Below are 14,078 nucleotides of genomic sequence, written 5' to 3'. Positions count from 1 at the left end.
ACTGCCGAGAAATTCCAATAAAATATTCGCCTCGGCGGCGCGACCGTCCTACTGGCGAAAATAGGCTGCAAAATCCGCAGCGTACCCGGCGTCCTTGATTCCACCTCTGAGAAGCAGTTCCGCACCGAGGCGGCCGATCTCGTCGGAACTCTTGGCGGCCGTGCCGCACCCGCCGGTAAGCACCGCGATCCGCGGCGAGGACGTATAGCCGATCATCGGATATCCGCTCGGCGTATAGGAGACGACGCGGCGCCCGTCGTTTCGTGGACGCCTTCGCTACCGGTCGGAAAGGAGAAAAAAGGAAAACGCGCGCTCAGCGCATGGTCGTCCAGGACGCCAGCCTCGACACCCAGCGCCTTGGCGGCCGTCGTCGTGCGCTCGATGAAGTCGCCCTGCCCGCCGCGCTTCGCACCGACGATGAGGCAGCCCGCCGGCTGGTAGAAATCGATCCCGCTCTCGCGGGCGATCTCGTCGTAGCGAGCGATCGAGCGGTTGGCGAGGAGCGCCCAGTCGGCATCCGGATCGATCGTCCGGGTGATGCGACCCTCGTCATAGTGGCTGGCAAAGACCCCGTCGTGGCTCTTGCGGTCGAGGGGTTCATCGGGTCCGATGACACCGACGCCATCCGCCTGCTTCGCCAGATGCCGGGCCGCAGCCGCGCCCATCATTCCTCGTCCAACGACCAGATACTTGAAATCCGCTGCCATGGCCAACCTCGTGCACTATCACGCAGTCGATAGTGCACTATTCGATTGGCCGCAAGCATGCGACATCTTGGCCGTCCAATCCTCAGTCGAGGAGCGCCAGCACCTTGCCGCAATAGGTCTTGGAAACGGGGTTCATGCGTGTGGCGGCATGGCCGGCATTGTACTTGAGGATCGTGTCGCACGTCTCGCCACCGCCGAGTTCATGCGCCGCGGCGAGGTACTTCATGCCGTACTTGATGTTGGTTTCGGGATCGTAGAGGCCCTTGGCCTTCCCGGAATAGCCCATCATGCGTGCCGTGGCCGGCTTGATCTGCATCAGCCCGATCTCGCCATGGCTGCCGCGGGCATTGGGATTGAACCTGCTCTCGACCTGTACGACGGCGGTCGCCAATTCCACCGGGACGCCGTACTGGCCGGCATATTTCGAAATCAGAACAGAGTAAGGATTGTTCATGATATTGGACTGCTCTTCCGAAGCATTCGGCAGAGAATAGCTGACGTTGCGTGTCACCGTCGGCAGTGCTTTCATTTCACCCTCAGCGCCCTTCGGCCCTGCAAATGCGCAATCGTATCCCGTCAGCAGCACGCTCACGCATGCCGCAGCAGCAACAATCATATTTTTCATGTAGTCTTTTGTCTCCGGCCAGAAGGCTTCCTGAGAACGCAAAGCGTCTTTTGTCACGGCCACGCAAACGATATTGCCCCGCGTGCCGCAACTGCCCTCATCGTTTCATTTCACGACCGGTCTCTCACAAACAAACAGGGGAGCATTCGGTCGCCGTTCAGCGGGCGCCGTTAGACCATCGCAATTGGGAGATAATATGGAAATGCTGTGGCGGGCCGATTTCAGGAATATTTTTCTGAATTCACGCCACACAAAGCGAAATTTAAGGAAGATTTCGCTAGGAGTATTGTGGAAGTGCCGTGAGCAGCCGATGCAGCGTGTCGATCGTCGAAAAATCGGCGATTCCGTCGACTCGCTCCTGACGGAAATGACGCTGGAAGGCGGCGACGTCGCCTTCGGTCTCCGGGGAAAACTCTCCCGTTATTTCAGTGCCATAGCCATAGATCGACAGCATTGACTGCAGAGCCTCGACCGGTTGGCCGGCATCGCCCCGCTGGAAGAATCGCCCACCCGCAATCGGCGTCGGCTCGACCCAATGCCCGACCCCTGCCCGATGCAATCTGCCCCAGGGAAATTTCTCGCCCGGATCCACCTTGCGGATCGGTGCCACGTCGGAATGGGCGAGCACCCTTTCCGGCGCGATGGCCCAACGCTGGCCGCAATCGAGACACAATCCGATGACCGCCTCGATCTGCCTGTCAGGGAAGTCCGGAAGGCCGCCGGGATGGCCGGCATTGGCGATCTCTATGCCGATCGACGAAGAGTTGATGTCGCGCTCGCCCTTCCACACGCTTTTGCCCGCATGCCAGGCACGCCGCGCCTCGGGCACGAGCTGCACGACCGTACCGTCCTCGTTGACGAAGTAATGGCTGGAGACCTGGCTCTCGTCCCGACAGAGCCAGGAAAGCGCTCCCTCGGCCGAGGGCATGCCGGTATAGTGAAGGATGATCATGTCCGGCTTGCCGTCGCCCGCGCGCTCGCCGTGATTGGGCGAAGGCTGCACCAACGCTGCGGAGAAATCCGCCGTGAAGGCACTCATGCTGCGCGGCGTTCCTTTTCGATCGCCTCGTATGCTGCGTTCAGCGCAGCCATGCGCTCATTGGCGATCGTCTGGAACTCCTCCGGAACGCCACGCGAGACCAGTCGGTCCGGATGGTTCTCATAGACGAGACCATGGTAGCGGCGGCGGATGGTCGGGAAGTCGTCGTTGCGCGAAACGCCGAGCACCTTGTAGGGGTCCCGGCCATCAATGAAGACGTGCCGGGCACCGATCTGCTCGAACCGTTCCTCGGTCATGCCGAAAATCTCGGCTATGCGGGCCAGAAACGCCATTTCCTTTTCGTGGATCATCCCGTCGGCCTTGGCGATATGGAAAAGACCGTCCAGCACGTCCTCGAGCACAGGGCAATTGGCCGCGCAGGTCACGCAGAGCGACGACAGCTTTTCCGCATATGCCTCAAACCCCGCCACGTCCTGTCGGGCGAGATTGTAGAGACGTGCAACGTTCTTGGCCTGATCAGGCGGAAATTCGAAGATTTCGCGGAATGCCTCGACTTCCTTTTCCGTCACGATGCCGTCGACCTTTGCCATCTTGGCGGAAAGAGCGATTATCGCGACCGAGAAGGCAACCTTCCTGCGGGTCTCCGGATCGCCTTCGAAAAGCGTGCGCACTGCCTCCACCACCGCCGACAAAGCATTGCCGGCCGCTCCACTGACGGCATTGAGCAGTTTTTCCCAGAACGACATCTAAAGGCTCGCAGTTCTAAATCACACATCAACCTTGACCATTTAATCCGCCCCTTTGCAAGCTGGCGATTGATCGCAAACTCGAAAACACTTTTCACAATTCTGTAATGGTTGAACACCGACTGAGCTTCGCGAAAGGCTCCCGGTCGAGCGTGCTGTGCAGTTTTTCTCCATGCTTGCCTTTTCCACAGTCCTTCTCGGCGAGCATGTCGACGTTGAAACGATTATATTCGCGATAGGCGTCGCATCTGCCGTCCGGCCCGGGCAAAAGCCGCGCTTTTCGTAAATTCTTTACTTTACAGCCCTCCTTCCCTGTCGCATCCATGCTGCGAATGGGCAGTTCGTAATGACGCTTTGATGCGCAAGGAGGAAACATGGCCAAGCAGAAAGTCGCAATGCTGACCGCCGGAGGCCTCGCACCCTGTTTGTCTTCGGCAGTAGGCGGGCTCATAGAGCGCTACAGCGACATCGCGCCGGAACTCGAGCTGATCGCATACCGCTCCGGCTATCAGGGCGTCCTGCTTGGAGAAAAGATCGCGATCAACAGCCGGATGCGCGAGCAGGCCCACCTGCTGCACCGCTACGGCGGTTCGCCGATCGGAAACAGTCGCGTCAAGCTGACGAATGCCGCAGATTGCGTGAAGCGCGGCCTGGTCAAGGAAGGCGAAAATCCGCTGCGCGTCGCAGCCGACAAGCTGGCCGAAGACGGAGTGACCATCCTGCATACGATCGGCGGCGACGACACCAATACCACTGCGGCCGACCTGGCCGCCTATCTCGGCGCGAACGGCTATGACCTTACCGTCGTCGGCCTGCCGAAGACTGTCGACAATGACATCGTGCCGATCCGCCAGTCGCTCGGCGCGTGGACGGCTGCCGAGGTCGGCGCGCATTTCTTCGACAACGTCAGCAACGAACAGAGCGCAGCGCCGCGCACCCTCGTCGTCCACGAGGTGATGGGCCGGCATTGCGGCTGGCTGACCGCCGCCACTGCCAAGGCCTATGTCGAGAAGACCCGCGGCAACGAATATGTCGACGGCATGATGATGAGCGCCGAGATGAAGGGCATCGACGGCATCTACCTGCCGGAGATGGCATTCGACATCGACGAGGAAGCCGAGCGCCTGAAAGAGATCATGGAGCGGGTCGGCTACGTCACGCTCTTCGTCTCGGAAGGCGCCTGCCTTGACGCCATCGTTGCGGAACGGGAAGCCGCAGGCGAGACCATCAAGCGCGACGCCTTCGGCCACGTGAAGATCGATACCATCAATGTCGGCAACTGGTTCCAGAAGCAGTTCGCAGCCATCCTCGGCGCGGAACGCTCGATGGTCCAGAAATCAGGCTATTTTGCCCGTTCGGCGCCAGCAAATGACAAGGACCTGCGCCTCATCCAGGGCATGGTGGATCTTGCCGTGGAGAGCGCGCTCAACAAGGTCTCCGGCGTCACCGGTCATGACGAGGGGCAGAACGGCAAGCTGAGGACGATCGAATTTCCCCGCATCAAGGGCGGGAAGCATTTCGACATATCCGTCAAATGGTTCGCCGAAGTGATGGATGGCATTGGCCAAAAATACCGGGAGGCATGATTGACGGATGGCAAAGACGGTGTCTTTGCTTTGCGTCGAAACGTTGGACTCGGGTCGGGGCCGCGCGCTTCGGCCCCTTCGCCGGTTCCTTGGGACGGAGGCCGGCCGGAGGATATCAGGCGAACCTAGCCCAGCGGGTTGCAGTGCATCGTTGCCGTAGGCCTTGCCGGAGCGGATTAGGAGGAGATTCCATGACCATCGAGACGTGGCTCGCGTTCGTTGTCGCATCCGCGATCATGCTGGCAATTCCCGGCCCGACAATTCTTCTTGTCGTCTCCTATGCGCTCAGCCACGGACGGAAGGCCACCCTCGCCACAGTCACCGGCGTCGCGCTGGGCGACTTCACCGCGATGACGGCTTCTCTCCTCGGTCTCGGCGCCATCCTCGCTGCCTCCTCGGCCCTTTTCACAGTCCTGAAATGGATCGGCGGCGCCTACCTCATTTGGCTCGGAATCAAGCTCTGGCGCGCGCCGGTCATTTCGGGACCGATCGGCGACAACGACAACGTGCCGGAAAGCAGGTCGCTGCGGATTTTCGCCCACGCGTTCACCGTCACGGCTCTCAATCCGAAGAGCATCGTCTTCTTCGTCGCCTTCGTTCCGCAATTCCTCGACCCGCATAAAGCCTTCCTTGGCCAGATGCTTGTTTTCGAAGCGACATTCCTCGTCCTGGCGATGGTCAACGCAACCGCCTACGGACTTCTCGCCGACGCGGCGCGCGGCCTGATCCGCAAGGCGAGCGTCCAGCGCGCAGTCAACCGGACCGGCGGAACATTGCTGATTGCAGCGGGTGCGGTGACCGCCGGATATAGGCGCATTGCCGCTTGAAACGCCACAGCTTGCGGCATAGGGGCGAATAGGTTAATTGGGAATCCAGGACTTAAGGTTCCTTAAGGGGATTTGCGCAGCAGGGCAGCGCAATTTTCGAAAGTGGCAGAATGATAGCAATCGGCTTTTCCCGCCTTAGAAGCGGCGTTGCCTTGGGGGCGATTCTGTGCGGCCTGCTCGCAGGATGCCAGAGTGCCGAGCAAGCTTCGAAAGCCGATCTTAAGGCAACGACAGCCGTTGCCTCCACGCCGACACCTGCAACGGACGCCACCGGAAATCCGATAGCTTCCACCGAAGCCGCCCCCTCCCAGATTGCAACTTCTGCAGCAACGGTTGCGCAGCCGGCTACCGGCGTTGAGACGACCACGAGCCAGTTGCCGGGTGTCGAGGCACCAGCCGTGCCGGGTCAACAGCCTGCCGCACCGACGGCGCCGATGATGGCTGCCGTGCCCGTGGCCACGGAAAATACGGCATCCGCACAGACCGCGTTCGCCGCGATCGACCAGCAGACGGGCGCCACGCTCGCCGCCGTCGCGATCCCGCTTCCCAATCCCAATCGCCCTGGCGCCGAGCCGACGCCGCTCGCGACCCCGGTCAATGCCTACAGCGCGATCCCGCTGACGCCCGAGATGACGGCGATGCAGTCGGTGGTTCCGACGCCGCGTCCGAAGAGCGACGGCTATCCGCCGGTTACCGAAGTGGCATTTGCCGCCTCGCCGCAGATCACTGCGCTTGCCGCCCTTTCCGGCATGGACGGCCCGCCGGCGCTCGATTTCAACTTCGACGAATCCGGGCCGACGGAAGTACCCGACCTGGATGACGATTCTGCCCCGACTGCCGAAAAGGGCTATGTTACGCGGCTGATAACCAAGTATTCGAAGATCTACGGTGTGCCGGAGTCGCTGCTTCACCGCGTCGTCCATCGCGAGAGCCGCTACAATTCCAAGGCCTTCAATCGCCGCGGCTACTTTGGCCTCATGCAGATCAAGTACAATACGGCCAAGGCAATGGGCTATGACGGGCCTGCAAACGGCCTCTTCGACGCCGAGACCAACATCAAATATGCCGGCAAGTACCTGCGCGGCGCATGGCTCGTTTCCGATAGCAAGGAAGAAGACGCCGTTCGCCTTTACGCCCGCGGCTATTATTACGACGCCAAGCGCAAGGGCATGGACGACGTAGCCAACGGCAACTACTGACGTCTACGGGGCAGCGACGGCCGCCACGATCTCCTTCAGCAGCGCCTGCGGACGATAGCCCTGCCGGAGCGGCGTCAGGCCGAGGCGAACGACGACAAGGCCAGCCGACGGAACGATCGCCACGCTCTGCCCGTCATGCCCCTGAAGCCAGAACGTATCTTCCGGCAAGCCGGTTTGCGCGCTTGAACTGCCACCGGGGCCTGCAAGCCACGCCTGGACCTGCGTAAAGCGTCCGTTCGATGCCTGCGTCGGCGTGCGCATTGCACCGACAAATCCTTCCGGCAGAAGCCGCTTGCCGTTCCAGACCCCGTCCTGCAGCAGGAAAAGGCCAAAGCGGGCCCAATCCCGTGCAGTCGCGTAGAGGTAGGAACTGCCCACGAAAGTGCCCCTCTCGTCAGCCTCCAGGACGGCGCTCGTCATGCCGAGGGGAGCAAACAGAGCCTCATGCGGATAGGCGAGCGCCGTGCTCTCATCCTTGAGGCGGTTCATCCATATCCGGGCGAGAAGGATCGCCGTGCCGCTCGAGTATCGAAAACGCGCGCCCGGCTGCGCTTCCAGCGGCGCGTTTTCGGGAAGGCTGGCCATGTCCGGTTCCAGATAGAGCATGCGCGTCACGTCGGCGACCGTGCCGTAGTTCTCGTTGAAGGCAAGCCCGCTCTCCATGCTGAGCAGGTCGCTGAGGCGGATGCGCGCGCGGGCATCCCATTCCCATAGCGGCAGGAGATTGGCATCGTCGAAGGACATGCGGCCCTCCTGCATCAGCCGCCCGATGACGGCCGCATTGACCGTCTTCGTCATCGACCAGCCGAGCAGCGGTGTATCGGCAGAAAAGCCCTCCCCGTAGTTCTCGGCAATGATGCGCCCGTCATGGACAACCACGATGGCGCGCATCCCCGGCCCCGCAAGCGACTGGTCGGCAACGAGCGCGGCAATACGGCCTTGCCGGTCGAGTTCGACGCGGTCACCCTCGGGCCATGGTTCCTCGCCGGCGACCGCCTTCGTCGCATCCGGTGCGGGCGCCGCGTTGCGGGCTGCCGTCAGATCACCATCGGGAACCGAAACGCAGCCGAGCTCGCCGCGGTAAAGAGCGTAACCCGGAGCAAACAGGCCGAGGACCCGCGCCGTGACGGTTCCCTGATCCCTGTCGACCGATACCCGGATAAGCCTCAGCAACGGATTGCCGGGCGCCTGGACATCTTCGCCAAGCACCTTCTGCGCGTCGCGCCCCGCGATGAAGACGTTCGAGCAGACGATCTTCGCAGCATAGCCGTCGCCGATCCGCAGCAACTCCGGAGGAAAGACCGCTAGCCATGCCAAGCCGCCCGCAACCGCGACGACGACTGCAGCCGCGAGCCCCTTGGCCAGCTTGACGATCAGCCTCATGCCCGAACCCTCCACCGCCCGGAATGAAGCAGTAAACGCTGTCACACGGAAGCTCCACAAAATAACCAATCCGCCTGTTTCCGCTCAATTTTTCGAGAAGCGGCGATGGATGACGCGCAAAGTGCGTCCGCAGGCGCCCTCCGGTTGCCAACAGCCCACGTCATTAAACTGTAGCAGTGGCGCGCTACACGCGCTGAACGTTAAAAAACGGTGAGTGACAGACTCAGATGACGGACATTGCAAGGGATGCCGGCTTCCGCAAGAACCGGAAACTCAAGGACGCCCTCCTCCGCCACAAGGCTCTCTCCAAGGACGGTCTGTCCGAGCGGCTGTTCGGCCTGCTCTTCTCCGGCCTCGTCTATCCCCAGATCTGGGAAGATCCGGATGTCGACATGCAGGCGATGGAGCTCCAGCCTCATCATCGCATCGTCACGATCGGCTCCGGCGGCTGCAACATGCTGGCCTACCTGTCGCAAGGCCCGGCATCGATCGATGTCGTGGACCTCAACCCGCATCATATCGCGCTGAACCGGCTGAAGCTCGCTGCCTATCGCCGTCTCCCGACCCATGCGGAGCTCGTGCGGTTCCTGGCGACGCCCCGCCTGCCCGGCAACAGCCGTTCCTTCGACCAGTTCCTCCGGCCCCATCTCGATGAGGCAACGGCTGCCTATTGGAATGGTCGTGACTATCTTGGACGCCGCCGCATCAGCGTCTTCAATCGGAATCTGTATGAGACGGGTCTTCTCGGCCGTTTCATCGGTGCTGCCCACCTTCTCGCCCGCCTCCACGGCGTCGACCTGCGCGAGATGACACGCGCCCAGTCCATCCGCGAGCAGCGACAGTTCTTCGATGCGAAGGTCGCCCCGCTCTTCGAAAAGCCGGTCGTTCGCTGGATCACCGGACGCAAGAGCTCGCTCTTCGGCCTCGGCATTCCTCCGCAGCAATATGACGAGCTCGCGAGCCTGGCCGGCGGCGACTCGATCGCGCCGGTCCTCAAGCACCGCCTCGAAAAGCTCGCCTGCCATTTCCCGATGCGGGAGAACTATTTTGCCTGGCAGGCCTTTGCGCGCCGCTACCCGATGGCGGAAGAGGGTCCGTTGCCGACCTATCTCAAGCCGGAGCACTACCTGACGATCCGGGCAAACGTCGACCGCGTCCAGGTACACCACGCTAACTTTACCGAGTTGCTCGCCGGCAAGTCCGCCTCCTCCATGGACCGCTACGTCCTGCTCGATGCACAGGACTGGATGACGGACGAGCAGATGAACGATCTCTGGGCCGAGATCACCCGCACCGCGCGCGAGGGTGCACGCGTCATTTTCCGCACGGCGGCAGAGAAGAGCGTCATCGAGGATCGGCTCTCGCCGGCTATTCGCGAGCAGTGGGTCTATTTCGGCGAGCGTTCCAATGAGCTCACCGTTCAGGACCGCTCTGCGATCTATGGCGCCTTCCACATCTACGGGAAGAAGGCGTGAGCCGGGTGGACGCAGCCACGCAGGCGACCACGGACGGTCACGCCGGCCTGATGGACCGGATGTACCGCTACCAGCGGCATATCTACGACATCACGCGCAAGTACTACCTGCTCGGCCGCGACCGGACTATCAGCAAGCTCGATGTGCCGGATGGCGGAGCGCTTCTCGAGGTGGGCTGCGGCACGGGCCGGAACCTGTTCCTCGCCTATCGTCGCTACCCGAAGGCACGCCTTTACGGTCTTGATATCTCGCAGGAAATGCTGATTTCGGCAAAAGCGACATTCCGTTACGTGATCCCCGTACCGGAATTCCGCGTCGCCGACGCGACGAACTTCAATTCGCGCGAATTCGGCGTGGACGGCTTCGAGCGCGTCCTTATTTCCTACGCACTTTCGATGATCCCGAACTGGCAGGGCGCGGTCGATGCTTCGCTGGCTTCCCTTCGACCCGGTGGCTCGCTGCACATCGTCGATTTCGGTCAGCAGGAGCGTTTGCCAGCCGCTTTCAGGAACCTCCTCGGGGGATGGCTCAGGCGCTTTCACGTCACTCCCCGCGCCGATTTGCGCGAATTTCTCGAAGAGCGGGCGAAGGCACGGAATGCCGATCTGACCTTCGAATCCATCGGCGGCGGCTATGCCTGGCGGGCATGTATTATCACGCGCAGCTAATATTTCGCTTGAAACTAACGGATTTTTTACGTTGATATGGTGAAAGGGAGGTTCTCCTCCCTTGCCGGGTCGCCATCTCACGAAAGCTATCCTGTGGGGAACAGACGTCAATCGCTTCGATATGGGACATCCATGCGCCGGCTTTTGTTCTGCGTTCTGCCGTTGGTTATGATGCTAGGTGGCTGCACGTCATCTGGATATGATTTCCTGGAAACCGCATCGGTAAAGCCCAAGTTCAAGGACACCGATCCGCAGGATTTCGGGGCCAACCACCCACAGAGACATGCCGTTCACGGCATCGACGTGTCCAAGTGGCAGGGCGATATCCAATGGGAGAAGGTGAAAGCCTCCGGCGTTTCCTTCGCCTTCATCAAGGCGACCGAAGGCAAGGACCGCGTCGATAACCGCTTCAACGAATACTGGCAGCGCGCCCGCGCGGTCGGCATCCCCCATGCCCCCTACCATTTCTACTATTTCTGCTCCTCGGCAGACGAGCAGGCCGACTGGTTCATCCGCAATGTGCCGCGGGAGTCGATGCGTCTGCCGCCGGTGCTCGACGTCGAGTGGAACGGCGAATCGAAAACCTGCCGCTTCCGTCCCGACCCGGTGACGGTGCGCGCCGCCATGCAGCGTTTCATGGACCGCCTGGAGGCCTATTACGGCAAGCGCCCGATCATCTACACCTCGGTTGATTTCCACCGCGACAACCTGGCCGGCTATTTCCAGAACTACCACTTCTGGGTCCGCTCGGTCGCCAAGCATCCACAGGTGACCTATACCGACCGCCGCTGGGCCTTCTGGCAATACACCTCGACGGGCGTTATCCCGGGGATCAAGGGCCCGGCGGACATCAATGTCTTTGCCGGCAACGCCAAGAACTGGCAAAACTGGGTCGCGTCCGTTTCCAGGCCCAGTGCCGCCGCCGCACCCCAGATCGCCGTCCAGCAGGCTCCGACGCCGGAGGCCGTGACCCCGCCCGCGATCGCGCCCGCTGCCATGATGCCGGTCAATCCGCCGGTCTCTCCCCCGGTGTCGCTGGGCGCGGTGCCGCCTGCCGACCTGCCCCCGGCCGATCGCAGCTGACCCGAAAACCGACTCCACTTTCTCGGATGATGCGTTAACCTCCGCCGGATTTTCTTGCTTCGGTCACAATCTTCTGTGAAAGCGAAGTAATTCACCAATCAAGGGACCACCCAATGCGCCTGCCCGCCAGCTGCACCGCACTCGCTCTCGTTTTCACCTCCATGATCGCCACCGGTGCCGCGGCCCAGCAGCAGCCGGCCTGCGGCGGTGACCTCTCCGCATTTCTCGATGGCGTGAAGCAGGAGGCGATTGCTGCCGGCGTCCCGGCCGAGGCCGCCGACAGGGCGCTTGCCGGTGCGCAGATCGATCCCAAGGTGCTGAGCCGCGACCGCGCGCAGGGCGTCTTCAAGCAGACCTTCCTCGAATTCTCGCAGCGGACCGTCAGCCAGGCGCGCCTCGATATCGGCCGCAAAAAGATGGACCAGTATGCGGATGTCTTCGCCAAGGCAGAGCAGGATTATGGCGTACCGCCGGGCGTGATTACCGCCTTCTGGGCAATGGAGACCGACTTCGGCGCGGTCCAGGGCGATTTCAACACGCGCAATGCGCTGGTGACGCTCGCCCACGACTGCCGCCGCCCAGAGCTTTTCCGCCCGCAGTTGATCGCCTTGATCGAGATGGTGCAGCACGGCGACCTCGACCCGGCGACGAACACCGGCGCATGGGCCGGTGAAATCGGCCAGGTGCAGATGCTCCCTCGCGATATCATCGCCTATGGTGTGGACGGCGACGGTGACGGTCACGTGCGCCTGAAGCAGAGCAGCCCGGACGCGATCCTGACTGCAGCCAAGTTCATCCAGCATCTCGGCTTCCGCCGCGGCGAGCCGTGGCTGCAGGAAGTTACCCTGCCGGAGACCCTGCCCTGGGAAAAATCCGGCCTTGGCAGCGACATGAAGGCAGGCGACTGGTTTGCCCTTGGCGTAAAGCCGCGTGACGGCGATACGCGCTTCGCCGAGCTGCAGGGCTCGCTCATCCTGCCGCAGGGCCGCATGGGAGCGGCCTTCATCGCCTATCCCAATTTCCAGATCTATCTGGAATGGAACAAGTCCTTCATCTACACGACCTCTGCCGCCTATTTCGGTACGCGGCTTTCCGGCGCCCCGCCCTATCTCAAGGGTACTCCCGAGCAGGGACTGGCGAATGACGACATGAAGGCGCTGCAGACCAAGCTTCAGTCGCTCGGCCACGACGTCGGCGAAATCGATGGCATCCTCGGTTCCGGTACGCGTGTTGCGATCCAGAAGGAGCAGCAGCGCCTCGGCATGCCGGCCGACGGCTGGGCCACGCCTTCGCTGCTGGGCGCTCTCTAGCCGGCTATTGGCGGGGGCGATCCCGCCTCGCCGCCTTTCGATGATAGATTGCCAGCCGCACCGCGCGGTAGCGCACCCGCATCCCGTGGAGGATACGGGCGATCGCGTCACGGCCACGGTTGACTTCATGGATCTCGTGTGAGTAGGCGACGGCAAGTGCCTGCCGGTAGGTCTGGAGCCCCTCGCTCGCCATATTGTCCAGCCGGTGCATGACGCCGACCCAGATCGGCGAGCCAAGAAGCGAGACGGCGGTCACGGCGATTGCAAGCCGATAGAGATCATAGCCGAGGCCACCCACGGAAAGGCCCGCGGCAGCCAGCACGAATGAGAACTCCCCGATCTGCGCCATGGAGAGGCCGGCCACGAGCGCCGTCTGCGGCGGCGAGCCCGTCTTCCTCAGGAGGAAGATGTTGAGCACCGTCTTTGCGGCAAGCACCATCAGCGAGACCGCGAGCACGGCCCACAGATGGTCCCAGATGAAGCGCAGGTCGATCAGCAGGCCGATCGAGAGGAAGAACACGACGAGTAGCACGCTCTGGATCGGCTCGATGACCGGAATGACGCGGCTGCGCAATGTCGAATTGCCGACCAGAATACCCGCCAGGAATGCGCCATAGACCGGCGACAGGCCGGCCAGGCCCGAGACAGCCGCCGCGCCGAAGCAGACGGCGAGCGACCCCAGCGCCAGGATCTCGACCTTGTCCTCCACCTTCTCCGCGAAGGGAACCTTCAGTTTGCCTCGACGGCCGAGCCAGGCCATCAGCCCACCCATCAGGGCAACGGCGGCGACGACCTTGGCGAAAACGGCGCCTGCATTGACCTCCCCTCCGCCAAGGCTTGCGACGAAGATCAACATCGGGATCACCGCAATGTCTTGCGCAATGAGGACGCCGACCGCCACGCGCCCCGCCTCGCCGCGCAGCGAATCCATCTCCTCGAGCATCTTCATCGCGACGACCGTCGAGGACATGCCGATGATGAAGCCGAGAATGATTGCCTCCGACGACGAAGCGCCGGCAACGAGTGCAATGATGATTGCAAGCGCCATGGACGCCAGTAATTGCCCGCACATGACGAGCAGGGCCTGGCGCAACGACAGGACGAAGGCCTTGATCGAAAGCTCCATGCCGATGAAGAAGAGCAGCACGACCACGCCCATCTCGGCGAGCAGGGAAACATTGCCGGAGCTCGCGACGATCCCCGCGCCCGTCGGCCCCAAAGCCACGCCCGCCAGGATGAAGCCTACGAGCGGTGGCTGGCGCAACCACAGGAAACCGAGCCCGAGGATTGCGGCGACGGCGATCACGACCGCGATCGGCACGAGAGCATTGGCGTCCCCGGCGGCCTCGATCGACCCTGTCATGAGTGTGTCCAGCACCACATCTTTCCAATCGAATCGCTGCCTTTCATGATGCATGCGCGGATTCGGGTGGCAATCGGCGAATCTGCCGCTAAGACAAGAAGAAAAG

Annotated in this window: 12 protein-coding genes and 2 pseudogenes; 7 read left to right on the top strand and 7 right to left on the bottom strand. The window is 62.1% G+C overall.

All coding sequences use genetic code 11. The features are described from left to right. Window positions 1-48 precede the first annotated feature (48 nt). From EV286_RS06635 to EV286_RS06615, 5 genes and pseudogenes are all read right to left on the bottom strand, one after another. Window positions 49-707 (bottom strand): annotated as a pseudogene (locus tag EV286_RS06635) (FAD-dependent oxidoreductase). Between the two features lie 82 nt (window positions 708-789). Then, window positions 790-1,332 (bottom strand): transglycosylase SLT domain-containing protein, encoded by a 543-nt coding sequence (locus tag EV286_RS06630; RefSeq protein ID WP_132956213.1) that lies wholly within the window; start codon window positions 1,330-1,332, stop codon window positions 790-792. A gap of 277 nt (window positions 1,333-1,609) precedes the next feature. Beyond that, window positions 1,610-2,371: an N-acetylmuramoyl-L-alanine amidase gene (locus tag EV286_RS06625; protein ID WP_132956212.1), complete on the bottom strand. Its 762-nt coding sequence runs from the start codon at window positions 2,369-2,371 to the stop codon at window positions 1,610-1,612. Continuing rightward, the gene (locus tag EV286_RS06620) at window positions 2,368-3,078 is read right to left on the bottom strand and encodes a DnaJ family molecular chaperone (RefSeq protein WP_132956211.1); all 711 of its coding nucleotides are present in this window, start codon (window positions 3,076-3,078) and stop codon (window positions 2,368-2,370) included. The genes EV286_RS06625 and EV286_RS06620 overlap by 4 nt, the downstream gene beginning before the upstream one ends. Window positions 3,079-3,172: 94 nt before the next feature. Next, window positions 3,173-3,460, bottom strand: a complete 288-nt coding sequence (locus tag EV286_RS06615; RefSeq protein WP_132956210.1) for a hypothetical protein — start codon at window positions 3,458-3,460, stop codon at window positions 3,173-3,175. Here EV286_RS06615 and EV286_RS06610 point away from each other — a divergent pair. The 3 genes from EV286_RS06610 (at window position 3,453) to EV286_RS06600 (ending at window position 6,690) form a co-directional block, all read left to right on the top strand. Further along, a complete protein-coding gene (locus EV286_RS06610) occupies window positions 3,453-4,664 on the top strand; it encodes a pyrophosphate--fructose-6-phosphate 1-phosphotransferase (RefSeq protein WP_132956209.1) in 1,212 nt (403 codons plus the stop codon). The two genes, EV286_RS06615 and EV286_RS06610, sit on opposite strands and share 8 nt — an antisense overlap. A 191-nt stretch (window positions 4,665-4,855) precedes the next feature. Then, on the top strand, window positions 4,856-5,491 hold the full coding sequence (locus tag EV286_RS06605) for a LysE family translocator (RefSeq protein ID WP_132956208.1): 636 nt from the start codon (window positions 4,856-4,858) through the stop codon (window positions 5,489-5,491). 110 nt (window positions 5,492-5,601) lie between these two features. Beyond that, window positions 5,602-6,690 carry a lytic transglycosylase domain-containing protein gene (locus tag EV286_RS06600; RefSeq protein ID WP_245500628.1) on the top strand — a complete coding sequence of 363 codons (1,089 nt, stop codon included), beginning with the start codon at window positions 5,602-5,604 and terminating at the stop codon, window positions 6,688-6,690. 3 nt (window positions 6,691-6,693) lie between these two features. On the opposite strand, the gene EV286_RS06595 is transcribed toward EV286_RS06600, so the two are convergent. Continuing rightward, window positions 6,694-8,073, bottom strand: a complete 1,380-nt coding sequence (locus tag EV286_RS06595) for a serine hydrolase (RefSeq protein ID WP_132956207.1) — start codon at window positions 8,071-8,073, stop codon at window positions 6,694-6,696. 227 nt (window positions 8,074-8,300) lie between these two features. Here EV286_RS06595 and EV286_RS06590 point away from each other — a divergent pair, with 227 nt between their 5' ends. From EV286_RS06590 to EV286_RS06575, 4 genes and pseudogenes are all read left to right on the top strand, one after another. Further along, window positions 8,301-9,548 (top strand): DUF3419 family protein, encoded by a 1,248-nt coding sequence (locus EV286_RS06590; protein ID WP_132956206.1) that lies wholly within the window; start codon window positions 8,301-8,303, stop codon window positions 9,546-9,548. A gap of 50 nt (window positions 9,549-9,598) precedes the next feature. Beyond that, window positions 9,599-10,216, top strand: coding sequence for a class I SAM-dependent methyltransferase (locus tag EV286_RS06585; RefSeq protein WP_132956336.1), 618 nt, complete (start codon window positions 9,599-9,601; stop codon window positions 10,214-10,216). Window positions 10,217-10,348: 132 nt separating this feature from the next. Further along, a pseudogene (locus tag EV286_RS06580) lies at window positions 10,349-11,137 on the top strand (GH25 family lysozyme); the annotation flags it as partial. A 275-nt stretch (window positions 11,138-11,412) separates the two neighbouring features. Then, window positions 11,413-12,609: a lytic murein transglycosylase gene (locus EV286_RS06575; RefSeq protein WP_132956204.1), complete on the top strand. Its 1,197-nt coding sequence runs from the start codon at window positions 11,413-11,415 to the stop codon at window positions 12,607-12,609. A gap of 4 nt (window positions 12,610-12,613) precedes the next feature. On the opposite strand, the gene EV286_RS06570 is transcribed toward EV286_RS06575, so the two are convergent. Beyond that, on the bottom strand, window positions 12,614-13,987 hold the full coding sequence (locus EV286_RS06570) for a cation:proton antiporter (RefSeq protein WP_245500627.1): 1,374 nt from the start codon (window positions 13,985-13,987) through the stop codon (window positions 12,614-12,616). Window positions 13,988-14,078: the final 91 nt, after the last annotated feature.

Source organism: Rhizobium sp. BK251 (assembly GCF_004345245.1).
Classification (GTDB): Bacteria; Pseudomonadota; Alphaproteobacteria; order Rhizobiales; family Rhizobiaceae; genus Rhizobium.
The sequence above is the reverse complement of the archived record's forward strand: the minus strand, read 5'-3'. Positions and strand labels throughout refer to the sequence as shown.

Coding starts and splice junctions, on each gene's coding strand:
- EV286_RS06630 (WP_132956213.1), bottom strand. CDS start 1,332: ATGAAAAATATGATTGTTGCTGCTGCGGCATGCGTGAGCGTGCTGCTG.
- EV286_RS06625 (WP_132956212.1), bottom strand. CDS start 2,371: ATGAGTGCCTTCACGGCGGATTTCTCCGCAGCGTTGGTGCAGCCTTCG.
- EV286_RS06620 (WP_132956211.1), bottom strand. CDS start 3,078: ATGTCGTTCTGGGAAAAACTGCTCAATGCCGTCAGTGGAGCGGCCGGC.
- EV286_RS06610 (WP_132956209.1), top strand. CDS start 3,453: ATGGCCAAGCAGAAAGTCGCAATGCTGACCGCCGGAGGCCTCGCACCC.
- EV286_RS06605 (WP_132956208.1), top strand. CDS start 4,856: ATGACCATCGAGACGTGGCTCGCGTTCGTTGTCGCATCCGCGATCATG.
- EV286_RS06600 (WP_245500628.1), top strand. CDS start 5,602: ATGATAGCAATCGGCTTTTCCCGCCTTAGAAGCGGCGTTGCCTTGGGG.
- EV286_RS06595 (WP_132956207.1), bottom strand. CDS start 8,073: ATGAGGCTGATCGTCAAGCTGGCCAAGGGGCTCGCGGCTGCAGTCGTC.
- EV286_RS06590 (WP_132956206.1), top strand. CDS start 8,301: ATGACGGACATTGCAAGGGATGCCGGCTTCCGCAAGAACCGGAAACTC.
- EV286_RS06585 (WP_132956336.1), top strand. CDS start 9,599: ATGGACCGGATGTACCGCTACCAGCGGCATATCTACGACATCACGCGC.
- EV286_RS06575 (WP_132956204.1), top strand. CDS start 11,413: ATGCGCCTGCCCGCCAGCTGCACCGCACTCGCTCTCGTTTTCACCTCC.